The 23,035-nt window shown below is 60.2% G+C and carries 24 protein-coding genes and 1 tRNA gene; 17 read left to right on the top strand and 8 right to left on the bottom strand.

Annotated elements, in window-relative coordinates:
* Window positions 1-219 precede the first annotated feature (219 nt).
* Window positions 220-1,539 carry a hemolysin family protein gene (locus FHS64_RS13890; RefSeq protein ID WP_208381047.1) on the top strand — a complete coding sequence of 440 codons (1,320 nt, stop codon included), beginning with the start codon at window positions 220-222 and terminating at the stop codon, window positions 1,537-1,539.
* Between the two features lie 249 nt (window positions 1,540-1,788).
* Here the strand turns inward: FHS64_RS13890 and FHS64_RS13895 are convergent, their stop codons facing one another.
* Window positions 1,789-3,450, bottom strand: a complete 1,662-nt coding sequence (locus tag FHS64_RS13895) for an amino acid ABC transporter ATP-binding/permease protein (protein WP_167179367.1) — start codon at window positions 3,448-3,450, stop codon at window positions 1,789-1,791.
* Window positions 3,451-3,461: 11 nt separating this feature from the next.
* Complete coding sequence (gene cydD, locus FHS64_RS13900; RefSeq protein WP_167179369.1) at window positions 3,462-5,132, bottom strand: thiol reductant ABC exporter subunit CydD; 1,671 nt, start codon at window positions 5,130-5,132, stop codon at window positions 3,462-3,464.
* A 215-nt stretch (window positions 5,133-5,347) separates the two neighbouring features.
* Here cydD and FHS64_RS13905 point away from each other — a divergent pair, with 215 nt between their 5' ends.
* The 4 genes from FHS64_RS13905 (at window position 5,348) to FHS64_RS13920 (ending at window position 9,059) form a co-directional block, all read left to right on the top strand.
* Complete coding sequence (locus FHS64_RS13905) at window positions 5,348-6,916, top strand: cytochrome ubiquinol oxidase subunit I (protein ID WP_167179371.1); 1,569 nt, start codon at window positions 5,348-5,350, stop codon at window positions 6,914-6,916.
* Window positions 6,917-6,942: 26 nt separating this feature from the next.
* Complete coding sequence (cydB, locus tag FHS64_RS13910) at window positions 6,943-8,091, top strand: cytochrome d ubiquinol oxidase subunit II (protein ID WP_167179373.1); 1,149 nt, start codon at window positions 6,943-6,945, stop codon at window positions 8,089-8,091.
* Between the two features lie 19 nt (window positions 8,092-8,110).
* The gene (gene cydX / locus FHS64_RS13915) at window positions 8,111-8,230 is read left to right on the top strand and encodes a cytochrome bd-I oxidase subunit CydX (protein ID WP_024355286.1); all 120 of its coding nucleotides are present in this window, start codon (window positions 8,111-8,113) and stop codon (window positions 8,228-8,230) included.
* Window positions 8,231-8,405: 175 nt separating this feature from the next.
* Window positions 8,406-9,059 (top strand): OmpW/AlkL family protein, encoded by a 654-nt coding sequence (locus FHS64_RS13920; RefSeq protein ID WP_167179375.1) that lies wholly within the window; start codon window positions 8,406-8,408, stop codon window positions 9,057-9,059.
* A gap of 56 nt (window positions 9,060-9,115) precedes the next feature.
* Here the strand turns inward: FHS64_RS13920 and FHS64_RS13925 are convergent, their stop codons facing one another.
* The gene (locus tag FHS64_RS13925) at window positions 9,116-9,856 is read right to left on the bottom strand and encodes a helix-turn-helix domain-containing protein (RefSeq protein ID WP_167179377.1); all 741 of its coding nucleotides are present in this window, start codon (window positions 9,854-9,856) and stop codon (window positions 9,116-9,118) included.
* Between the two features lie 95 nt (window positions 9,857-9,951).
* On the bottom strand, window positions 9,952-10,383 hold the full coding sequence (locus FHS64_RS13930; RefSeq protein WP_243863004.1) for a hypothetical protein: 432 nt from the start codon (window positions 10,381-10,383) through the stop codon (window positions 9,952-9,954).
* 102 nt (window positions 10,384-10,485) lie between these two features.
* Between FHS64_RS13930 and FHS64_RS13935 the strand changes: the two genes are divergently transcribed.
* The 8 genes from FHS64_RS13935 to FHS64_RS13970 all read left to right on the top strand — a co-directional run bounded on the left by FHS64_RS13935 (window position 10,486) and on the right by FHS64_RS13970 (window position 14,904).
* Window positions 10,486-11,019, top strand: coding sequence for a pyridoxamine 5'-phosphate oxidase family protein (locus FHS64_RS13935; protein ID WP_243863005.1), 534 nt, complete (start codon window positions 10,486-10,488; stop codon window positions 11,017-11,019).
* Window positions 11,020-11,155: 136 nt separating this feature from the next.
* Window positions 11,156-11,231: transfer RNA gene (locus tag FHS64_RS13940), tRNA-Trp, on the top strand.
* A 71-nt stretch (window positions 11,232-11,302) separates the two neighbouring features.
* Window positions 11,303-11,599 (top strand): preprotein translocase subunit SecE, encoded by a 297-nt coding sequence (secE, locus tag FHS64_RS13945; RefSeq protein WP_167179379.1) that lies wholly within the window; start codon window positions 11,303-11,305, stop codon window positions 11,597-11,599.
* Between the two features lie 14 nt (window positions 11,600-11,613).
* Window positions 11,614-12,186, top strand: coding sequence for a transcription termination/antitermination protein NusG (gene nusG / locus FHS64_RS13950; RefSeq protein ID WP_167179381.1), 573 nt, complete (start codon window positions 11,614-11,616; stop codon window positions 12,184-12,186).
* 276 nt (window positions 12,187-12,462) lie between these two features.
* Window positions 12,463-12,894 (top strand): 50S ribosomal protein L11, encoded by a 432-nt coding sequence (gene rplK / locus FHS64_RS13955; protein WP_167179383.1) that lies wholly within the window; start codon window positions 12,463-12,465, stop codon window positions 12,892-12,894.
* Window positions 12,895-12,898: 4 nt separating this feature from the next.
* Complete coding sequence (gene rplA, locus FHS64_RS13960; protein WP_167179385.1) at window positions 12,899-13,588, top strand: 50S ribosomal protein L1; 690 nt, start codon at window positions 12,899-12,901, stop codon at window positions 13,586-13,588.
* 159 nt (window positions 13,589-13,747) lie between these two features.
* The gene (locus tag FHS64_RS13965) at window positions 13,748-14,299 is read left to right on the top strand and encodes an NADPH-dependent FMN reductase (RefSeq protein ID WP_167179387.1); all 552 of its coding nucleotides are present in this window, start codon (window positions 13,748-13,750) and stop codon (window positions 14,297-14,299) included.
* A 164-nt stretch (window positions 14,300-14,463) separates the two neighbouring features.
* On the top strand, window positions 14,464-14,904 hold the full coding sequence (locus FHS64_RS13970; RefSeq protein ID WP_167179389.1) for an NUDIX hydrolase: 441 nt from the start codon (window positions 14,464-14,466) through the stop codon (window positions 14,902-14,904).
* Window positions 14,905-14,918: 14 nt separating this feature from the next.
* On the opposite strand, the gene FHS64_RS13975 is transcribed toward FHS64_RS13970, so the two are convergent.
* Window positions 14,919-15,584, bottom strand: a complete 666-nt coding sequence (locus tag FHS64_RS13975) for a glutathione S-transferase family protein (protein WP_167179391.1) — start codon at window positions 15,582-15,584, stop codon at window positions 14,919-14,921.
* An 81-nt stretch (window positions 15,585-15,665) separates the two neighbouring features.
* Between FHS64_RS13975 and FHS64_RS13980 the strand changes: the two genes are divergently transcribed.
* From FHS64_RS13980 to rplL, 4 genes are all read left to right on the top strand, one after another.
* Entirely contained in the window at window positions 15,666-16,106 is a 441-nt protein-coding gene (locus tag FHS64_RS13980) for a MarR family winged helix-turn-helix transcriptional regulator (RefSeq protein ID WP_167179393.1), read from the top strand.
* A gap of 74 nt (window positions 16,107-16,180) precedes the next feature.
* A complete protein-coding gene (locus tag FHS64_RS13985) occupies window positions 16,181-16,744 on the top strand; it encodes a DUF2059 domain-containing protein (protein ID WP_167179395.1) in 564 nt (187 codons plus the stop codon).
* A gap of 336 nt (window positions 16,745-17,080) precedes the next feature.
* Window positions 17,081-17,596 (top strand): 50S ribosomal protein L10, encoded by a 516-nt coding sequence (gene rplJ, locus FHS64_RS13990; protein ID WP_167179397.1) that lies wholly within the window; start codon window positions 17,081-17,083, stop codon window positions 17,594-17,596.
* Between the two features lie 55 nt (window positions 17,597-17,651).
* On the top strand, window positions 17,652-18,032 hold the full coding sequence (gene rplL / locus FHS64_RS13995) for a 50S ribosomal protein L7/L12 (protein WP_167179399.1): 381 nt from the start codon (window positions 17,652-17,654) through the stop codon (window positions 18,030-18,032).
* A 144-nt stretch (window positions 18,033-18,176) separates the two neighbouring features.
* Here rplL and FHS64_RS14000 read toward each other — a convergent pair whose 3' ends face one another.
* From FHS64_RS14000 to bamJ, 3 genes are all read right to left on the bottom strand, one after another.
* Window positions 18,177-20,156 carry a M61 family metallopeptidase gene (locus FHS64_RS14000; RefSeq protein ID WP_208381048.1) on the bottom strand — a complete coding sequence of 660 codons (1,980 nt, stop codon included), beginning with the start codon at window positions 20,154-20,156 and terminating at the stop codon, window positions 18,177-18,179.
* A gap of 28 nt (window positions 20,157-20,184) precedes the next feature.
* Window positions 20,185-22,149, bottom strand: coding sequence for a M61 family metallopeptidase (locus tag FHS64_RS14005; protein WP_167179401.1), 1,965 nt, complete (start codon window positions 22,147-22,149; stop codon window positions 20,185-20,187).
* 132 nt (window positions 22,150-22,281) lie between these two features.
* Window positions 22,282-22,830, bottom strand: coding sequence for a BamJ family beta-barrel-assembly machinery protein (gene bamJ / locus FHS64_RS14010; RefSeq protein ID WP_167179403.1), 549 nt, complete (start codon window positions 22,828-22,830; stop codon window positions 22,282-22,284).
* Window positions 22,831-23,035 lie beyond the last annotated feature (205 nt).

Here is a 23,035-nt window from a genome sequence, read left to right on the forward strand (position 1 = left end):
GTTTCGAAGATCGTTGCCTAAGCAACGCTTTGATTTGACCCACACGGGTTAAGCCTAAAAGACGGCCCCCCGGAGCAATCCGGGGGGCCGTTTTGCTGTTTAATCGCAACTTATGCCCCGCTGGGGCCAAGCAGCGCACTGGTATTGGACGTATTTGGGCCTTAAGATAACGGGGCGGACGCCGAATGTTGCGCCGCGTTTTGGGCTCTACCCCTTTCGATGTTGACCATCGCTATCGTCGTTGTGCTGCTTCTTGTGGTTCTGAACGGCATTTTCGCCATGACCGAGCTTGCGGTCGTTTCGTCCAGAAAATCCAAATTGCAGGCGCGCGCCGAGCGCGGGGATCGCGGTGCGCGGACAGCGCTTAAACTGGCCGAGGAGCCCACCCAGTTTCTGTCCGCTGTTCAGGTCGGCATCACGCTGATCGGTATTCTGGCCGGTGCCTATGGTCAGGCCAGCATTGCGGGTGAGCTGGACAAGATGCTCGAGGCCGGTATTCCGGCACTGGCCCCTTATTCGCAGGTCATCGCCACCGCTGTGGTGGTTGTGTTCATCACCTATATCTCGTTGATCGTGGGTGAACTGGTTCCCAAACGTATTGCCCTGATCTTCCCCGAAGCGGTCGCGTCGAAAATGGCCGGTCCGATTTCATCGCTGGCCATTGTGATGAAGCCGTTTGTTCTGCTGCTGACAGCGTCGACATCGGGCATCCTGAAACTGATGGGGGTCAAGGATCGCGACGGTTCTGACGTGACTCAGGAAGAGGTGGAAAACATCCTTGCCGAAGGTACTTCGGCGGGCCTGATCGAGCCGGAAGAGCAGGAGATGATCGAAGAGATCCTGACCCTGGGCGACCGTCCGATCCGCGTGGCCATGACGCCGCGCCACGATGTTTACTGGATTTCGCTGGGCGATGACGAGGAGACGCTGCGCAAGGACATTCGTGAATGTCCGTATTCGCGCATGGTTGTGACCCGCGACAGCGACATGGACAGCCCGCTTGGTGTTGTTCACAAGAAGGACGTTCTGGATACACTGCTGGACAAGGGGGCGATCGAGATCGCCGGTTTGATTAACGAACCGGCCTTTATCCCGCAGTCCACATCGGTTCTGAAGGCACTGGAAATCCTCAAGACTTCGCGCATCCACATGGCTTTTGTGGTGGATGAGTATGGTAATTTCGATGGCGTTGTGACCGCGACCGATCTGCTGGAAATGATTGCTGGCGACTTCAATGAAGGCCATGACGAGGTCGATACCGGTATTCGTCTGCGCGAAGACGGTAGCTGGGCCGTGGATGGCCAGACCGATCTGGAAGAGCTGGCCGAGGCTCTGGGTGAAGAGTTCGGTGAGCATGACAGCTTCCACACGGTTGCCGGTCTGGTCCTGCACCACCTGTCGCGCCTGCCCGACGAGGGCGAGATATTGCAACTGGGCCGCTTCGAGGTCGAGGTCATCGATATGGATGACCGCCGTATCGACAAGTTGCTGTTCCGTACGCTGGTGAAAAAGCCGACGTCAGACGATAGCCACATCTAGGACGGCACCGTCCGATACTGTGCATAAAGAAAGGCCCGCCAATCACTGGCGGGCCTTTTTCTATAGTCGTTTTTGGCCGGTTATTTGCGCGCCGGAAGATTGCTCCATACGGACACGAAACCCAGTACCAGCATGAAGATGATAAAGGCTCCGGCCATGGCGGAAACGGTCAGGGTGGCGACGAGGGACATGTGAAATCTCCTTTTGACGCACCCTATGAAACCCGCCGCTTACAAGCGTTGCGATAGATCAAACAACGCGAGTTTGTGAGCGGTTTTCAGCTTGGGCCGGCACATGAATTTCGACGCGTCCCAAGGCATCACGGCCGCTGACAATGCCGATCTCGTTGCAGAGTTTAAGCGGCGCAGGGCGGTGGCTGATCAGGATCAGGCCCTGTCCGGTCCGCTTGAGGCGGGTGTCCAGACGTTCGATAATGCGGGCCTCGGTGGCGCCATCCAGACCTTCGGTCGGTTCGTCGAGAACGAGGAAGGGCGCGTTGCGCAGATAGGCACGGGCCAGCCCCAGACGGCGCCGTTCGCCACCCGACAGATAGCGGGCATTCTCGCCCAGCGGCATGTCCAGCCCTTGCGAGGACAGGCGCAGGCGTTGGGCAAGACAGGCATCCTCAAGTGCCGCCCACAATTCTTCATCGCTGGACTTGGGGGCGGCCAGACGCAGGTTTTGCGCCACCGTCCCCGTGATGAACTGGGCCTGTTGCGGGGCGTAGGAGAACAGGGCACGTGCCTGTTGCGGGCTGACGTCGCCAAGGTCATGGCCGTCGAGACGGATGGTGCCGGACACTACAGGGCGAAGATACATCAACTGTTCAACCAGCGTGGTCTTGCCCGAACCGGATGGACCGCCGATGCCCAGACGGCCACGCGTATCCAGAACATATTGGCCATAGATGTCTATGCGCGGTTGGACAGGTGCGTCGGTGTTGTCTTTGGGGGCAGCAACCAGCGGCTCCAGCCGTTCCATGGCGGCATCAATAGACCCCTTGTGCGACAGGGTGCCGATCAGGGTGCCTGCCGCGTCCAGCACGGCAATACTGCCGAGCAGGGCCAGTGCGATCAGGGCGGCGGGCTGGCTGGCGGCTGTGACAAACACGGCGACAACCGCGATGGCCATGGCGAGGGTCTGGCACAGGCTCTGCCAGCCGCTGCCGATCGAAAGGCGGCGCTGGGCAGTTTCATAGAGGTTTGCGCTGGCGAGGATCTGGTCTCTGGCCTGTTGGGTCATGCCATAGGCGCGAAGCTCGGGGGCAGCGGCCATCAGGGTGGTCAGTTCATGCTTGAACGCGCCCGCCGCAATGCGGGTGTCGCGGCCTGGTTTGTCGGTGGCGAACTTGGCCAGTGTGATGGCGACAAGAATATAGACCCCGCCGATTGCCGCGACAGTCAGGGCCGTGACGGGGCTGGCAAAGGCACACAGTATAATGCCCGCCAGCAGGGCGGCACCGGCACCCCAAGGCGCGGACAGCCGCACAAAGCGGTCCTGGATGGCGTCCACATCCTGAAGCAGACGGGTCGAGGTCTCGCCTGACGACAGGCCAAGGCTGATGGCCGGATCGGCGCGGGTGATATTGTCGAACAGTTGCGGGCGCAGCTTGGCCAGCGCATGCAGGGCGGCATCGTGGCCGATGACGCGCTCGCCATAGCGGCCACCTGTACGCAGGATGGCCAACATGCGGATCATGGCGCTGGGGACCATGTAGTTGAAGGTCATGGCCACGACCGAACCGGCAAGTCCCGCAATGGCCGATGACGTCAGGAACCATGCCGAAATGCCCAGCAGCACAACCGCGGCAGCCGAGACAATCATGGCGCAGATGCTGGCAGCGACGAGACGGCCCGCCTGTGCCTTTTCCTGTGCGGCAACAAGCTGGCGAATGCCGGAGCGTTGATTCATCAGGCGCGCCTTCACGACAGCTCCACCACGGTATCGGCCAGCGCGGCCACGGCGTCGGAATGGGTGGCGATCAGGGTGGTGCGGCCCTCGCTGGCCTGTTTGATGATGGCCAGCAGAGCCTGTTCGGATGCGGCATCCAGATGGGCCGTGGGTTCGTCCAGTAGCAGGATCGGGGCGGGCTTGAGGAAGGCGCGGGCGAGGCCGAGACGGCGGCGTTCTCCACCCGACAGGCCACCACCACGCTCGTCGATGTTTCTGGCCAGATCGCCACGAAGACCGGCCTTGGCGGCGGCTTCCATGATCTGGCGGGTCGAGGCTTGCGGCAGGGCGATGCGGATATTGTCCTCCAGCGTACCGGGGATCACCATGGGGGCCTGACCCGCATAGGCGATGGATGCAGACAGGTCTTCGCCCGACGCCAACGGCTCGCCGTCGATCAGGATTTGGCCGCCCGACAGGGGCGACAGGCCCAGCAGCAGATGGATCAGGCTGGACTTGCCCGTACCGCTGGCGCCGATCAGGGCGATGGTGCGTCCGGTGGGTACGGTCAGGCTGAAATCGCTGATGACCGGCGCGGCATCGCCATAGGTAATCGTGACCTTGTCAAAGGTCAGGGCGGGGGCGTGATGCAGGTTGATGCTGCGGGTCACAGCGGCAGGCGCGGCCTGTTCCAGTGCTTGCAGGTGCGGCACGGCAGAATCAGCGGCCTGACGGTCGTGATAGGCGGCGGCCAGACGGCGCATCGGCTGATAGACCTCGGGGGCGAGGGCCAGCAGGAAGAAGGCCTGCCCCAGTGTCAGGACATCGGGGGCCGGAAACGGCAAAAGACGCAGCAGGTTAAAGCCGCAATAGACGGCCACCAGTGCCACTGCCAGTGCCGAGAAGAATTCAAGAATGGCCGAGGACAGGAAGGCGACCTTCAAAACCTTGGAGGTCCGGCGCGCCAGTTCGTCGGAGGCGCGGGCGATCTGGCGGCTTTGCTGGGTTTCGGACTGGAAGGCGAGGATGGCGGGCAGGGCGCGGATACGGTCCAGAAACAGGCCCGACAGGCGCTCCATGGCGACAAACTGGCGACGGCTTTCGGCAGCGGCAGCCATACCTGTCAGGGCCATGCCGATGACGAAGGGCAAGAGGGTGAAAACCAGTATCCCTGCCGTGAACGGACTGACGACAGCGGCGGCGGCGATCAGAACCAGCGGCGAGACAACGGCGGCTGTCTTAATCGGGCGAAAGCGGGTGATGAAACCGTCCAGAGCATCCACGCCTTCGACGGCGGCGGCCATGGCCTCGGAATCAGACAGCTTGCCGCTGAAGACACCCGACATCAGGCGGCCACGCAGAGCGGATTTGATCGACTGACTCAGATGCGAGGCGCTGAGGGTTGCGGCCTGTCCCAGCACACCGCGCAATAACAGGCTGCCGACGGCCAATGCCGCCCCCGGAGTGACGGCCTTCAGAACCGATGCTGCGCCGGGATCGGCCAGAGCGGGCACAATGGCCCCCAATGCCAGACCCAGACCGGCGGCAAAACCGATGGCGGGCACCACATCGGCAATCACCAGAGCGGCGGACAGTGTCGCGCGTTTCTTCCATGGCGCGGTCGCGGCCGACAGCCAGTTTGCTGCCGCGCGGCTGGCTTCTTTGGAGGCGGGGTCGGGTGATTGAATGTCGGTGGCCGTCATGATGTCTGTTCTAAATGCGTCTGAAGGACTTGCCAAAGAAGCAAACGACAGATTTGGTAGGCGTTATGTCCAAGGACCAAAAGTCCAATGGGCCAAAGACGACTTAGTGACGGATCAGTGCGTAGGCTTTGATCAGGATCAAGGCCATCTGTTTGTTGTGAGATTAAGCGACACACAATGCCGGTTTTTACACTGGCGGTCAGGAGCCTTTTGTCATGGTCGACCTAGCGGTCGTGGACCTATCGCGCCTTCAGTTTGCACTGACGGCGCTGTACCACTTTCTATTCGTGCCCCTCACATTGGGGCTGTCCTTCATGCTGGTCATCATGGAGTCGATCTATGTGATGACCCGTCGGCCGATCTGGCGGACGATCACCCGTTTCTGGGGCACAATCTTCGGCATCAACTTCGTGCTGGGTGTCGCTACCGGCCTGACGATGGAATTCCAGTTCGGGATGAACTGGTCCTACTATTCCCACTATGTCGGGGACATCTTCGGGGCTCCGCTGGCCATTGAGGGCCTGATGGCCTTCTTCATGGAAGCGACCTTTGTCGGCCTGATGTTCTTTGGCTGGGACAAGCTGAAACCGCATGCCCACCTGTTTGTTACCTTCCTAGTGGCACTGGGCACCAACCTGTCGGCCCTGTGGATTCTGGTGGCCAACGGCTGGATGCAAAACCCTGTGGGCGCGGCGTTCAATCCTGACACCATGCGTATGGAAGTCACCGACTTTATGGCGGTGATCTTCAACCCTGTGGCCCAAGCCAAGTTCGTTCACACCGTGTCGGCGGGCTATGTCTGTGCTGCGGTTGTCGTGCTGGGTATTTCGGCCTTCTACCTGCTGAAAGGCAAACACAGGGGCTTTGCCAAACGCTCGATGACTGTGGCTGCTGCATTTGGTCTGTTGTCGTCGCTGTCGGTTGTCGTTCTGGGCGATGAGTCGGGCTATGCCCTGACCGATAACCAGAAGATGAAACTGGCCGCTCTGGAGGCCATGTGGCACACCGAAGAGGCTCCGGCGGGACTGACCTTGATCGGTTTCCCCAGCCTTGAAGACCGCAAGACCCACGCAGAAATCAAAATCCCTTATGTTCTGGGCCTGATCGCAACGCGTAGCGTGGACCGTCCGGTGGAAGGTATCCTGTCTCTGGTTGCCGTGGCCGAAGACCGCATTGAACGCGGTGTGGTGGCCTATGATGCGCTGGAACGTATCAAGGCCAATCCCCAGGACATGGAAGCGCGTGGCCAGTTTGAAACCGTGCGCAATGATCTGGGCTATGGCCTGCTGCTGAAACGCTATGTCGAGGATCCGCGTCTGGCTACGCCAGAGCAGATCAAGGAAGCGGCATGGTTCACCGTACCGAACGTGCCGGTGATGTTCTGGGCCTTCCGCTTCATGGCGGGTATCGGGGTTCTGATGATCGGTCTGTTCGGAACCGCCTTTGTGCTGTGCACCCTGCGCAAGCACGATACCAAATGGTTCCTGATGCTGGCGGTTGCGGCCATTCCTCTGCCGTGGATTGCCATCGAGGCCGGCTGGATTCTGGCCGAGGTCGGACGTCAGCCCTGGGCCGTTGAAGGCGTTCTGCCGACCTTCCTGGGCGCATCCAGCCTGACGGTTGCGCAACTATGGACCACGATTGTCTGCTTCACCCTGCTGTATGGCGTGCTTGCCGTGGTCGAGGTCGGTCTGATCCTGCGCACGATCAAGAAGGGTCCGTTCGCCGAACAGGAAGCCCGCGAAGCCGAAGCCAGCACGGAAGGCGAACCGGCGGTCGTCTGACCTCCGGTCGTTGAAGGAAAAGAGAGATGGAACTTCTTCTCGACTACACCACCCTCCGCCTGATCTGGTGGGGATTGCTGGGCGTGCTGTTGATCGGCTTTGCCCTGACCGACGGGTTCGATATGGGCGTCGGGGCCTTGTTGCCCTTCGTCGCCAAGACGGACGAAGAGCGCCGCATGGTCATCAACACCATCGGCGCGACATGGGAAGGCAATCAGGTCTGGTTCATTGTCGGCGGCGCGGCGATCTTTGCCGCATGGCCACAGGTCTATGCCGTCAGCTTCTCGGGCTTCTATCTGGCGATGTTCCTCGTGCTGTCCGCGCTGATCCTGCGTCCGGTATCGTTCAAATATCGCTCCAAACGCCCCGAGGCCCGCTGGCGCTCGATGTGGGACTGGGGCCTGTTTGTCGGCAGCTTCGTTCCGGCACTGGTGTTCGGGGTTGCGGTCGGTAACGTCCTGATGGGCGCACCTTTCCGCCTGACCAGCGACCTACGCAGCTTCTATGAAGGCAGCCTGCTGGGTCTGTTCACGCCGTTCACCCTGATCTGCGGTCTGTTGTCGGTGTCCATGCTGGTTCTGCATGGCGCGGCATGGCTGTCGGTCAAGGGCGAAGAAGGTGTGGTGCTGAAACGCGCCCGCGCGATCGGTACGGTTGCCGCAGTGGCCAGCCTCGTTCTGTTCGCGATTGGCGGGGCCATGGTGGCCTTTGGCGATATGGGCTTCCGTATCACTGGCGTTGTGGACACGGCTGGCGCATCGAACCCGCTGCGCACCGCTGTCGAAGCTGCACCGGGTGCATGGATGGACAATTATGGTCGCTATCCGTGGATGATCATCGCGCCGGTTCTCGGTTTTGCAGGCGCGGCAATCGGCCTGTTGGGAATGTGGCGCAAGTCGGCGGCACTGGCCTTTGGTGGCTCCTCGGCTTCGGCTGTCGGGATTATCTCGACCGTCGGTCTGTCGATGTTCCCGTTCATCCTGCCCAGCTCGATCAATGCCCAGTCCAGCCTGACGGTCTGGAACGCATCGTCCAGCCACCTGACCCTGTTCATCATGTTGATCGTGGTCGTGGTCTTCCTGCCCTTCGTCCTTCTCTACACCGCCTGGGTCTACAAGGTGCTGTGGGGGCGTTCGACCGAGGCAGAACTGAAAACCAACCCTGACCTGTACTGAGGCTTAAGGAGAAACTCTGATGTGGTATTTCGCCTGGATTTTGGGCCTCGGTCTGGCCGTCGCGTTCGGCGTTCTGAACGGCCTGTGGCACGAGTTCCGTCTGTTTGACGAAGGTGATGAGGGCCATTCCGAACCCTGACCTTCGGACATGACCTGAATAAGAAGCCCTCTTCGGTAAAGCCGAAGAGGGTTTTTTATTTATTGTATTTCAAATAGTTGAGGCAGATCAAAGCCATGATAAATCCAGAAGAGCACAGTCGATCCCGACATTGAGGCCCATCCTTTTCTTGGGCCATGTATCGAGGAAGACTTAAATGAAAACCTCCGTTGCTCTGCTGGCCGCTGCGTCGGTTCTGTGCATGGCGGGCGCTGCGTCGGCGCAAGCTCAACCTTCCGATCCGGTCGGCAAGGGCACCTTGATTGTGACCGCGCGCATGACCGGCGTTCTGACCTCGGCAGATGACGCCATTGTCGATGCAAGCGGTGCGGCCAGCGGTCTGAATGTGGATGTGTCCGATGACTGGATGCCGACGCTGGGCTTTACCTATTTTGTCTCGGACCACTGGGCCATCGAAGGGATTCTGGGGGCGACCCAGCACGAGGTGAAGGCCAAGGGGGCAGGGACCGATGTGGCAGTTCACGAGACATGGGTGTTGCCGCCTATCGTGACCGCCCAATACCGACCGACGCCGAACAACCGTATCAGCCCTTATGTGGGGGCCGGTGTCAGCTACATGGCCTTCTTCGAGGGCAAGGATAAGAACGGTTTCACGGTCGATATCGACGACGGTTTTGGCGTCGCCCTGCAAGCGGGTGCCGACATCAATCTGTCGGGTCCGTGGACGCTGAATTTGGATGCCAAAAAGGTCTGGTTCGATACCGATGCCAGCATCAATGGCGGCACGCTGAAAACCAATGTCAGCCTTGACCCGTGGGTCGTGTCACTGGGCGTCGGGCGCAAGTTCTAGGCGCATATGAAAAGGGCGCATCCTGTAGCCAGAATGCGCCCTGATCATTGAGGTGTTCAAGCCTCGCCGTTGCCCAGTGCCTTGAGGGCTTCGGCATTGACCAAGGCAATATCATTGCCGGGTAACAGGCGGATCAAGCCGGACGTTTTAAGCTGGGTCATGACACGGCTGACGGTTTCGATGGTCAGGCCCAGATAGTCGGCAATATCCAGACGGGTCATTGGCAGGTGAACCTGATGCTCCGGCCCGCCCAGTTGCCGCTGTCGCTCTGACAGGCGCACGAGGAAGCTGGCCAGACGCTCCTTGGCGGTCTTGCGGCCCAGAAGCACGATCTGCTCTTGTGCCGCCATAAGCTCGTCACCGGCCAGCGCGACCAGACGGTGTTCGAGCGCAGGTAGCGCGTTCAGCAACTGATCGAAATTATTGCGCTTGAAGCGGCAGGTCTGAAGCGGGGTGAGCGCCTCGGCGGTAAAGTTCGCCACACCGCGTCCACCCAGACCCAGAAAATCGCCCTGAAACAGAAAGCCTGTGATCTGGCGACGGCCATCGGGCAGCAGGCGGTACAGTTTCACCGCGCCTTCGACGACATTGTAGACATAGGGATTCGGGTCGCCTTCGTGAAACAGGGCCTGTCCGGCATCGATATTTATGGCGTCGCTGTTGCAGGCCATGCTGTGCAGTTCGTGGCCTTTGAGATCGGCACAAACGCCCAGCGGGCGGGCTCCACAGGTTGCGCAAGGGTGCACATCCTCAAGCGCGATGTTCTGCGGGTCCGTCAGAAGGCTGGGGGTACTCAATGCCTGATCTCCAAGCGCGTGACAGGACGGGCGTATTAGGGCGGGCGTACTATAGTCGCGCTTTGCCCGCTTTACGAACCGCGGTGTACAAGCTTTTAGACCAAGGTCGAATGGGGTGGTACCAGAACCGTCGCGTCGGGCGTGATCCTGAGTGCGGCCCCCATAGAACGCGACAGGTGTTGCAGCTCTTGATCGAGGGCGTCGCGTACCAGCGGACGCACCCCCATTTCGCGCACGAAGAACGGTCCGGCCCAAAGGGTTTCACCGTGTTCGAGATCGGGTTGCCGCCACCAGCAGACAAAACCCAGAATGCCGCCGCGCTGGTTACGCGCCACCAATATACCGCGACCATCGGGATCGGCCCGCCAGTCGCACAGGAAGTTTTCCCAGCGCTCTGGCGGAAGATCGGGCTTGGCCCAGCGGGCTAGCGCATAGGCTGCGGTTTCGTCATCCGAACACAGGGGCGATACGAGAAGACCCGGCCGGGGGCAGGGGGCGGCATTCATGTCTGGGGGGAGATCTCGCATGCCACCATTTGAGCCAATGGCGCACACCGGACCTTGATTTGAATCAAGCTATAAAAAAGGCTGTTATGGCAAGGTGCTGAAGCAGAAACCTCGAGCGGAGCCATGACCATGACCACGAAGCCGACAGAACCCATTCATGGCCGCGCGGTATTGGCGATTCTGAAGCTGCTCGGCAGCCAGACCCTGATGACGCTGGCGGTCAATCGACCGGACGGCAGGCCACATGCCGCGACGCTGGGCTATATGAATGATGGCCTGAACCTGTATTTCATGACGGCAAGGCACAGCGAGAAACTGTCGAATATTCTGGCTGATCCGCGTGTCGGTGTGGCGATACGGGGCCATGCCGAAGAGGGCGAGGCCGTGGGCGTTTCCATGGATGCCCACGCCAGAGTGCTGACAGACCCGACCGAGATCGAGCAGGTGACGGCCATGATTCTGGACCGTGCGCCGGAAAACACGCCTTGGGCTCCCGGAGAGGGCAAGACGGTGGTGGTCAAAGTGATTCCCGAGACCATCAAAGCGGTGGCCGTTATCGACGGTCGCAGCCACGCGCAGTCCTATCAGATCGGCGATGTCGAGGCTGTAATGGCCGGTGTGGACTATGAACCCAGCGCTGTAGCGCGTCTTTTCTGAAAAAATCGGGGGTTAAGCGCAACTTGTGGCCAATACCCCTTGAAATACAAATGGGGGTCAGGCATACGCCCCCCTCTGGCGAGGGTCACGCCGCTAAAGGAAACTTGACGGCGAACAGATCTTTGTCCGGGACACTAGGAGTGTAGCTCAGCTGGTAGAGCATCGGTCTCCAAAACCGAGGGCCGGGGGTTCGAATCCCTCCACTCCTGCCATTCCCCCTGTTGTAATCGCTTGGGACTTCCCATTTGATGCAGCAGGAACCAGAGATTGAAGAGACGTCATAATGGCTAAGGCGAAGACTCCACGCGGTCGCCGCAAACCGGCAACCCAGACCGCCGCTGCACAAGGTGCTGCGACTGTCACCGTCGACACGCCTTCCCCCAAGAAGAAAACCTCGATCCCGCAGTTCATCAGCGAAGTTCGCGCTGAGGCTCGCAAGATCGTCTGGCCGTCGCGCAAAGAAACCTGGATCACTTCGGTTATGGTGTTCATCATGGTGGCTATCGCGGCTGCATTCTTCTGGATCGTTGACGCAGGCCTGACGCTAGGCTCACAATTTATTCTCGGTATCGGCCGATAACAGGAGACGCGCAGATGACGGATGCAGCGCCCGTAGCGGCCAATCCCCGCCACAAGTGGTATATCGTTCACGCCTACTCGAACTTCGAAAAGAAGGTCGCCGAGTACCTGCGTGACCAGGCCAAGCAACAAGGTCTGGAAGAACATTTCTCGGAAATCCTCGTTCCAACCGAAGACGTGGTGGAAATCCGCCGTGGTCGTAAGGTCAATTCGGAACGCAAATTCTTCCCTGGCTATGTGCTGGTGAAGATGGAGATGACCGACCAAGCCTATCACCTGGTCAAGAACACCCCGAAGGTCACCGGCTTCCTCGGTGCCGCTGGTGGCACCAAGCCGCTGCCGGTTTCGGAACGTGAAGTCCAGAACATCATCGGTGCCGTGCAAGAGGGCGTCGAGCGTCCGAAGCCTACGATCCATTTCGACATCGGCGAAAAGATCAAGGTCACCGACGGTCCGTTCGCCAGCTTCGACGGTACGGTCGAGAGCGTGGACGAGGAAAACACCCGCCTGCGTGTTACCGTTTCGATCTTCGGTCGCGCGACGCCGGTCGATCTGGAATACAATCAGGTCGAAAAGGTTGGCGAATAACGCCAACCCTAGGCAAGTCGAGAAGGTCGGCGGATAAGCTTCGCTGGACTTCCAAAATATTCAGGGGCCGCTTCCACACCGGAAGCGGCCCTTGTTTTATATCGGTAGGCGCATTGTGCGTTGTCCGATTTGCGTTTGCGGGGTGGCTCTGTTAAAGGCCCGCCTTCGCTTTGCAGTCGTATGACTCGCGATGCGTTAAACCCGTGGGAGGCAGCCATGCCAGACCACGGCTCACCGATCCGGCTGCAATGCCGGGTTCATTGTTAGGAGAGACAAATGGCCAAGAAGATTCTCGGCTACATCAAGCTGCAGGTTCCGGCTGCATCGGCGACCCCGTCGCCGCCGATCGGTCCGGCTCTCGGTCAGCGCGGTGTGAACATCATGGGCTTCTGTAAGGAGTTCAACGCTCGCACCGAGAAGGTTGCCAAGGGCACCCCGCTGCCGACCATCATCACCGTCTACCAAGACAAGTCGTTCACCTTCGTCACCAAGACGCCGCCGGCGACCTGGTACCTGAAGGAAGCCGTCAAGATTAAGTCGGGTTCGGCCAAGACCGGCCGTGAGTCGGCTGGCAAGATCACTGTGGCTCAACTGCGCGAAATCGCAGAAGCCAAGATGAAAGATCTGAACGCAAACGATCTGGACGCTGCGACCAAGATCATCGAAGGCTCGGCTCGCGCCATGGGCCTCCAAGTGGTGGAGGGCTAATTAGATGGCTAAGCAAACCAAAGCTCAAAAAGCACGCATTGGTGTAACCGAAGACCTGATCGCATACGTTGATGCGATCAAGCTGGTTAAGGACAATGCCAAGGCCAAGTTCGACGAGTCGATCGAAATCGCCGTCAATCTGGGCGTTGACCCGCGTCACGCCGACCAACAGGTCCGTGGCGTTGTGAACCTGCCGTCGGGTACCGGCCGTGACGTTCGCGTCGCCGTGTTCGCCAAGGATGCCAAGGCTGCTGAAGCAACCGCGGCTGGCGCTGAACACGTTGGTGCCGAAGACCTGTACGAAAAGATCGCCGGTGGCTTCATGGAATTCGACCGCGTTATCGCGTCGCCGGACATGATGGCTCTGGTCGGTCGCCTCGGTAAGGTACTGGGCCCGCGCGGCCTGATGCCGAACCCGAAGGTCGGCACCGTGACCCCGAACGTTGCTCAAGCTGTTAAAGACGCCAAGGGCGGCGCAGTTGAGTTCCGCGTCGAAAAGAACGGTATCGTTCACGCCGGTATCGGCAAGGCTTCGTTCACCCAGGACGCCCTGGAGCTGAACGTGAAGGCCTTCGTCGACGCGCTGAGCAAGGCCAAGCCGTCGGGTGCCAAGGGCACCTACGTCAAGCGTATCGCTCTGTCCTCGACCATGGGTCCGGGCATCAAGGTTGATCCGGCTTCGCTGGGCGCCTGATAGCGACGTTTGCCGCAAGGCATAAGGATACGGCCCCGCAGAGCAATCTGCGGGGCCGTTTTCTTTGGGGCCACCACGACGGCTAGGGTAGGTGCCGATTCTGGGCTATGCGGGTTGGTCTATTGCGCGCACAGAAATATCGTTTCGGGGAACTATCGTATGGCTTTGAGGCTGAAGATTGCCGTTGTTGTCGGCAGCGCCCGCAAGGGTTCGATCAACCAGACCTATGCCGAGGCCCTTGAAAAACTGGCAGGCGAGGGGATGGTGTTCGACTATCTGCCTGTCGGGGAATTGCCGCTGTACAATATGGACCTCGAGGCAGACATGCCGACGGTGCTGGGTGACATCAAGGCACGCATACAGGCGGCGGACGGCGTGTTGTTTGTCTCGCCAGAGCATAACCGCTCGGTGACGGCACTGATGAAGAACACGCTGGACTGGTGCTCGCGGGCCAGTGGCGGCAATGCGTGGGCCGGCAAGCGGGCTGCGGTTTGTGGCGCTTCACCGGGCGCGCGCGGGGCCGATCTGTCGCAAATGCATTTTCGCCAGATTGCGGTTGTTCTGAATCTGGAAATCCTGCCGCAACCCGAAGTCTATGTGCATGTCAAAGACGGGTTGTTCACCGAAGCGGGCGATTTTGCCAGTGAACGTGATGCCAGCTTCCAGAAGCGTTTTCTGGACCGGTTTGCAGATTGGGTCGCCACGGCTTAACAAGGACAGGATTGTTCAGTATTCGGATGAATATTGAAGCCAAGACGTTGGGCGCGGTTGACCTTTTGTGCCCGAGGCGGTGAAAGCCCGCTGCACCCCCTGTTGCTATTTAAAAGCTCGTGTCACGGCATGGGCCTGACTGCCGTTCGGACCTCTAAAGCGATATGAACAAGACACATGCCGATATATCCCTTCGCCAGATCGCGGCTCTGCCGTGGCGCTTGCGTGGCGGTCAGGTCGAGGTGTTGCTGGTCACGTCGCGCGAGACGAAGCGGTGGGTTATCGCCAAGGGCAACCTGATGGCGGACCTCAGCGACCATCTGGCCGCCGCACAGGAAGCCTATGAGGAAGCCGGGGTTCAGGGGGATATCAGCCCGAACGCCATGGGGTCCTATATCTATGACAAGCGGTTCAAGGACGGACGTTCGGTGCCGTGCGTCGTGGACGTGTATCCGCTGGAAGTTCTGATCCAGTTGGGAAGCTGGCCCGAACTGCATCAACGCACGCGCCAATGGATGAGCGCCGAAGAGGCCGCATCCAGCGTGGACGAGCCGGATCTGGCGGCACTGATCCGCACCTTTGCCGATACGGGCACTCGTATCTGATCTGGCTCGATCCGTCAGGACGAGGTCGGGTGGCTGGCCTCGTATTCACGGAACGGCTTGAGTTGGTCGGCTAGCGCGCGCTTGAAAGCGGGGCGGGCCTCGGCCTGTTCGACATAGGCGGCCAGTGCAGGGAAGTCGGCAAGGATGGGTGTGTGGCGCAGATCGCGCAGCACATGGACCATCAGGATATCGGCGGCGCTGAAGCGGTTATTGGCGAACCAGTTCTTATCTCCCAAGGCATCCTGAAGTTCGCCCAGTCGCTTGCGCAGGTCGGATTCTATCTCGGGGCGGCGCTGGGATGCCCAAGCCTTTTCATTGTTGAAGAAGTCTATACCGGCCAGTTCAGCAACGAACGGCTCGATGCTGTTCATAGCGGCGAACAGCCATGACATGACCATGGCCCGCCCCGCGTCGTCGGCAGGCATAAGTTCAGGCGAGGCTTGCGCGATCCACAGGACAATGGCCCCGCTCTCGAACATCTGCACCTTGCCATCTCTATAGGCGGGCACCTGCCCGAAGGGTTGCATGGCCCGATAGGCCGGCGTTGCTTGGTCCTCAAACCCGATCAGTCGCGCGTCATAGCCAAGACCGGCTTCTTCCAATGCCCAGCGGACGCGCAGGTCGCGTACCGAGCCTTGGGCAAAGTCGGGGACCCATTTGAAAGCGGTGACTTCGATCATGGGTTGCTCCTTCAACATGTAAGGACGCCCTCAATGACGCCGTGCATTGACAGTAGATTTGATATCAACCTAATTGACTCTATGTCAAATCTTCCGGCTGTCTTTGCGCAGACTCTGCATATTCGCGATCATTGTCTGTGCCTGCATGCCCAGCGCGCGGCGCGGGCCTTGTCCCGACGGTTTGACGAGGCGTTTCGCCCTTTCGGGATTACCAGCGGCCAGTTCTCGCTGCTGAACGGCTTGAACAGGCCGGAGCCACCAATGATAGGCGCGGTTGCCGAACTGCTGGTGATGGATCGCTCAACCGTGACCGCCAATCTGAAGCCGCTGGAACGGGCGGGACTGATTACAGTGGCCGTGGATGAACAAGACCGGCGCGGGCGGCGTGTAGCCTTGACTGATGCGGGGCGGACTGTGCTGGCGCAAGCGACGAAGGTCTGGATCGAGGAACATGCCGCGCTCGAAAACCAGATCGGCAATGGCGATGCGTTGCGGGCTGGACTGCGGCTTGCCGTAGCCTAGGCCCCCGAGGGATGGGGCATGGTGATCGACGCGATTATGGCATAGCTTGTGACGAAGTTTTCGGGAGATGGCGCATGCGCGGAAAAATGGGTCAGGTCGTGGTGTCGGGCCTTGCGGCCTTGTCGCTGCTGGGGGCGGCTGTGCCAGCGATGGCAGTGCAAACTGCGTCACAGGATGCGGGCGTAGCTATTGAGCCGAGCGCCCAAAGCCGTGCGCTGGCTGCACGCGTGATTGCGATCACCACGCCCAATATGGAAAAGCAGTTGCTGGACTATATGGCCAGTGTCATGGCCGCGAGCGGACTGCGGGATGCCGATGCACAGATCGGGGCGTGGATGGAAAAGAATGCGGGTCCGATTCTGATCACGCATGTCCGCACTTTCATGGGGCAGATCGAAACTGTGTACGCCACACGTTTTACCCCCGCAGAACTGCAAGCCATGGTGGATTTTTATGAAAGTCCGATCGGTCGCACCATTGCGTCCAAGCAGGTGCAGATCGGCATCGAGACCGGCGAACTGCAAGAGCCGATGTTGCTGGCCTATATGACCGACCTCATGGCCCAGATGTGTGCTGCCAATGATTGTGGTGATGTAAAAGGTGGTGATGCCACCACTGGAAAGTCATCCAGACGCTGAGCGTCGTATCGATTAAAAGGCTTTAGGCATGCGCCCATTGCTTTTCGTGGGTGACAGTGTATAGAGCCGCCATCCTGATGGGTCCTCGGACGCATCGGGGCCTGTCCGAGAACTTCGGGGCGTGGGGGTCACCCATGCCATAACTGCCGGAATAGCCTTTCCGGTGCCGTGGGGAGATGGGGATGCAAAGACCTCGATCCAGCCTTATGGGCGGGATGAGGCACGCTTCCTTCGGACAATCTACCGGCTAGTGACCTTTGCGGCAACGCAAGGGGCATGAACCAAATCCGTTGTCGGGAATAAGCTCGGCGACGAATTCCTACTCTGGAGACCGCAATGGACCGCGCACAAAAAGCCGAGTCGATCGAATCGCTGAAAAGCGTGTTCGCCGACGCGGGCGCCGTGGTTGTGACCCACAATCTGGGTCTGACCGTTGCGGAGATGGAAGACCTGCGTGGTCGCCTTCGTAAAGAAGGCGGCGCGTTTAAGGTGGTGAAAAACCGTCTGGCGCTGAAGGCGCTGGGCGTCGAAGCCGGCAGCGAATACCACGACCTGTTCAAGGGTCCGGTTGGTATTGCCTACGCTGCTGACCCGGTCACCGCTGCCAAGGTCTCGGCAGAATTCGCCAAGGGTAACGATCGTTTCGTTATCGTTGGTGGTTTCATGGGCGACAACGTTCTGGACGCCAAGGGCATCGACGCCCTGTCCAAGCTGCCGTCGCTGGATCAACTGCGCGGCAAGCTCATCGGCCTGCTGCAAGCCCCGGCAACCAAGGTTGCTGGCGTTCTGCAAGCTCCGGCTGGCCAGTTGGCTCGCGTCTTCAATGCTTACGCTACCAAAGACGCCGCCTAAGACCCGTCATCTCTGCATATCTCTGTAATAACAATCCTACCGAAGGAAGATCAAAATGGCTGACCTCGCCAAGATCGTTGAAGAACTGTCGGCTCTGACCGTACTGGAAGCCGCTGAACTGTCGAAGCTGCTGGAAGACAAGTGGGGCGTTTCGGCTGCTGCACCGGTCGCCGTTGCTGCTGTTGCTGGTGGCGCTGCCCCGGCTGAAGCTGCTGAAGAGCAAACCGAGTTCACCGTTATGCTGGTGGACGGCGGCGACAAGAAGATCAACGTGATCAAGGAAGTTCGCGGCGTTCGTACCGACCTGGGCCTGAAAGAAGCCAAGGAACTGGTAGAAGCTGCTCCGGCTGCTGTTGTCGAGAACGTCTCGAAGCAAGCTGCTGAAGAACTGAAGAAGAAGCTGGAAGAAGCCGGCGCCAAGGTCGAAATCAAGTAAGATTTCTGATCTGGCCTCTGGTACTCCAGAGCCTTCAAGGATTGGGCCAGAGGGAAACCTCTGGCCTTTTTCTTTGCCGGTTGGCAGCCGGATACAAAAAAGGCCCGCCGTGATGGCGGGCCTTTTGTCGTGTCTAGGCTGAGCTTAGCGACGGCGCGGGCTGAGGATTTCAGTCAGGCGGTCGCGGGTGCCTTCGATGCGTTCAAGGCGCGGATAGCGCAGGCCACCAGCATAGTCGAACTGGACGGTGCGGAAGGCGTCGCCACGCTTGAGCAGCAGCTTGATAGGGGCGGAGCCATCCTTATTGGCGCTCACAGCCTCGCGCAGACGGTCGGCATTGGCGGCCAGATCGTTGATCGCGATCACCTCCCAGCCCGGCCCGATGTCGGCTTCAAACGCCAGACCGCCCCAACGGATTCCGCTGATGCGGTTTGTGGCGCTGAGGGTGAAGCCCAGCGAGTACTGGAAATCGGTTTTCCAGCCGGTCTGGATCTTCTTTTCGGCTTCGGTGAGCGTGTCGGTATAGGTCAGGCGGTAGCCAGAGCGGGCCAGACCATCCAGCGGAGCCTTGGCGTCTGGGCCAGCAGCATCCAGACGGGTGCGCAGGAAGGTCGCCCAGTCGTAAGGATGCACGGCGTTCAGGGCCGCGACCACATCGTCGAACACATAGCCGCGCGGGGCGTAGGAGCCATTGTCACCGCCGAAGAAGCCCTTGGCGAAATCGTCCAGCGATTTGCGCTCGTTGGTGGCTTCGCGGATCAGGGTGTCGGCATCCAGCCAGATCAGCAGGGCTTCGCGGTAATAGTCGCCCGTGCCGCGCATCCACGAGGCATAGGGGTTGGACGTGCGGTAACCCAGCAGGTTGTGGTTGTTGGTGTCCTGAAGCGGACGCCACTCACGACCGGGCTGGTTGTCATAGAAGGCCGCGACCTCGGCAAACGAGGTGATGATGTCGGCCACAGGTGCCAGACCCGAGCGCGATGTCAGCACGTCGCCCCAATATTCCGTCTGGCCTTCATAGACCCACAGAAGGGTATTCTGGCTGGGGATGTTGTGGTTGGCGGTCAGCTCGTCGGCAGGGCGCTGGCGCTTGCCGTTCCATGTGTGGACATATTCGTGCGGCAACAGGCCGATGGAGCCGAGGCTCTTGCCCCAGTTGGTGAAGAAGTCGTCCGGTACGCTGTTCTCGCTGGAGCGGTGATGCTCCAGACCGATACCGCCCAGATGCTTGGTGGTCGCCACGAGGAACTCGTAGCGGTCATACGGGCGGGCACCGAACAGGCGGTCGGCTTGAGTGATCAGGTTCTCGTAATAGCCGATCTGGGTCGGGGTCGGATTGATCTGGTCGGGCTTGTCGCCAACAATGTTCAGGTGAACGCCGGAACCGTCGGGATCAATATCAACGCGTTTGAAATTGGCACCGCCGAAAAGCGGGCTGTCGATCAGCGTGTAGAGGTCCACCGGCTTGAAATTGGCCACGCCGCCTTCAAAGCTGTCGGTGTCCAGCGCCACGCCATAGTTCCAGCCGGTTGGCAGCTTGATGGACGGCTGGAAGGTGATGCCGGTCGAATGATAGCCCGCCGGATACAGCAGGGCCTTTTCCCATTGTAGGTTCAGCATTTCGGGCGTCATCACGACACGCCATGTGCTGTTGTCCGGCTGGGTCAGCCATTGGAACTCGACGACGATTTCTGACACGCCCGCAGGCACTTCAACGTGGAAGGCGTAGGGATCGATAGTGTCACGCAGCCATTCGATGCGCTGGCCTGCACCCGTGACCGTTACGCCCGAGATCAACTGGATCGGGCCGGTGGCGGCATGGTTGCCGGGCAGGAATTTGGGATAAAGCAGGGTCAGGTCGCCCGCCGTGACCGGAATGGTCTGGCGCACGCGTACGATCTTGCGCTCGACATCGCTGGCATCGACTTCATAGCGGATGACGCCCGGATAGGCGGCTTGGGTCGGGGCCGGAATGGGCGGGATGGCGCGAGGCAGGGCCAGCGGCGTGTTCTGGGGCGTAGGGGCCACAGGGGCCATCGTGCCGGACCACGGGCTGTGTGCAAGCGCACCGGTTGCCGTGCCGCACAGCAGCAGGGTGGCAAGAACGAGACGGGACTTCATCATCGGATACTCTATTTAACTCGGTGCAGGCTTAGCGGCGGCGCGGGGTTGCGGCCTTGGGCGACAGGATATCGCCCAGATAGTCAGGCGTACCCTCGATGCGCTCCAGATGGGGGTAACGCAGTCCGCCGGTATAGTCGAAGGTGACGGTGCGGAAACGGTCATCACGCTTGACGATCAGGGTCACGGGCGCGCCCCCTTCGGCGGCGGCCTTGATGGCGTCCTTCAGGGCATCGCTCGAGGCGGCCTTGTCATTGACGGCGACAATATCCCAACCGGGGGTCAGGCCCTGTTTGAAGGCAGGGCTGTCCCACGTCACCGAGGTGATGCGGTTGGAGCCGTTCAGCATCATGCCCAGCGAATAGACGAAATCGTTGCGGCCCAGTTCCTTGTAGAGCGCGGCCATATAGCCGGTCGGCTCGGGCTTGAAGACGAGACGGTAGCCGCCCTGCGTAAAGCCGTTCATCGGGCCGTGGCTGTCGGGGCCGACAGCATCGACACGCTCGCGCAGGAAGCTGGCCCAGTCATGCTCGACGATGCCGTTCAGGTGGCTCACCACATCTTCGAACGTATAGGGCGCGGCCTCCCACTGGCCGTCATCCGAACCGAAGAAGGACTTGGCAAAATCGTCCAGCGATTTGCGGCCATTGGTTTTCTGGCGGATCAGGGTGTCGGCATCCAGCCAGATCAGCGAGCCTTCACGGTAATAGTCCTCGGAGCGCTGGATGCTGGGCCACGGTTGCGGGCGTCGCTGCTGGATGATTGGGTCATTGGTGGTGTCTTGCAGGGCGCGCCACTGGCGACCGGGGGCGGTGTCGAACTGGGCGGCGGCCATGGCCATCACACCCAGCGCCTCGTCCTTGGTCATCAGGCCCGCACGCGCGGTCAGGATCAGGCCCCAATACTGGGTCTGGCCCTCATAGACCCACAGAAGAGAGTTCTGCAGCGGCTCGTTGAAATTGGCGACCATCTGGTCGGCAGGGCGACGCCATTTGCCATTCCAGCTGTGGGTGTATTCGTGGCCCAGCAGGTCACGGTCGGCCAGCGTGGCGGTCGGGTCGGTGAAGTATTTGGTGGCGACGCTGTTCTCGCTGGAACGCTGGTGCTCCAGACCGATCCCGCCCAGACGGTCGGAGGCGGCCACGAGGAAGTTGTAGCTGTCATAATGGCGCGCACCGAACAGGCGGTCGGCCTGTGTCACCAGATTACGGTGCAGTTGCAGGTGCTCGTCCTTGATCTTCACCATGTCGGCACTGTCGCCCACAATGTTCAGATAGACCGGCGAGCGGCCGCTTGTATCCAGATCGATGCGGTTGAAATGCTTGCCCGCAAAGACGGGGCTGTCGGCCAGATGCTCCAGATTGATTGGCTCCAGCTCCAGATAGCCGTCAATCGTGCCCTCGACCTTGAGGGCACCGGCATAGTCCCACCCTTCCGGCAGTTTCAGGCGCGGCATAAAGCCGATATTGCGGCTGGCATAACCGGCGGGATAGAGCAGCGCCTTTTCCCATTGGTGGTTGAGCATTTCCGGCGTCATTACCACGCGGCCTTGTGCATCGGCCTGTGGGGTCAGCCACTGGAAGCTGACCTCCAGCGAAGTGACACCCTCGGGGATGTTCACCTGATAGGACCAAGGGTGCAGGGTGTTACGCACCCATTCGATACGCTGGCCATTGGCCGAGAATTGCAGGTTGGCAATCTGGGAGATCGGGCTGACGGGGCCGTGATTACCGGGCAGCCATTGCGGATAGAACAGCACCATCGGGCCGGACTGTTTGACCGGAATGGACTGGCGCACGCTCATAATGCGGCGCTCGATGTCGGTGGCATCGACCCACAGGGTAATCGGCTGGGACAGGACCTGATCCGAGACGGCTGGAATCTCGATCAGCGAAACCGGCAGGGCAGGCGCGGCGGCACCCGTCTGGGCCAGTGCTGGCGCGGCAACCAAAAGGGCAAGAGCGGAGGCGCAAACCGCAAGGGTGCGTCGGGACATAGGTGTTTCCCCCAGAAGGGCCGCGAACTGCGGCAATAATGTGGGGGAAAGCAAGACGTCGCAGCCTGTCCCGTCAAGGGTTTAGGCGACAGGTGGGCGGCTTAGTCCACGAAAAAGCCGCCCTTTGATCCCTTACGGGTTCACCTTGAGCAGTTCGACGGTGAAATAGAGCGCCGAGTTGGCGGGAATATCGTCGCCCATGCGACGTTCGCCATAAGCCAGATTGGCCGGAATCAGGAACTCGTAGGTTTCGCCCTCGCGCATCAGGGCCACACCCTCGGTCCAACCCTTGATGACGCGGTTCAGCGGGAAGCTGGTCGGCTCGTTGCGCGAATAGGAGCTGTCGAACTCGGTGCCGTTGATCAGGTTGCCGCGATAGTGAACCATGACGGTGTCCGTTTCCGCAGGCTGGGCACCATCGGCATTGGCCTTGCCGACGAGGCGGTATTGCAGGCCGCTTTCGGTGGTGTTCCATCCCTTGCGGGCGGCATTCCATGCCAGATGGGCCTGTTGACCGGCATCCCATGCGTTCTGGGCGGCACGGTACTGGGCCTGGGTCGATTCGTACTGGACCATGGCGGCGTCATAGGCCGCCTTGGCGGTGTCGTAATCCGAAGCCACAGCGGGGCAGGCGAGGGCAGCAGAGGCGGCAAAGGCCAGTGCGGTAAGGGTGTGTTTCATGGTAACTCCATACCACGGAAATACAGACTCGCGATAAGAGCCTGAAAATCGCCTAAGGGCCTTTATTTTGCCGCGTCAAGTGCTATATGTGCCCGTTCAGCAGATTCTATGAATCCGCGCGATTTGCGCCGAGGCCCGGTTTGAAGCCCTCCGAACCGGTGCGAAGGCGTCGCTCCTTCCCAAGGGAGCGGGATATTTAAGGCAT

This window comes from Brevundimonas terrae (assembly GCF_011761985.1).
GTDB classification, from domain to species: Bacteria; Pseudomonadota; Alphaproteobacteria; order Caulobacterales; family Caulobacteraceae; genus Brevundimonas; species Brevundimonas terrae.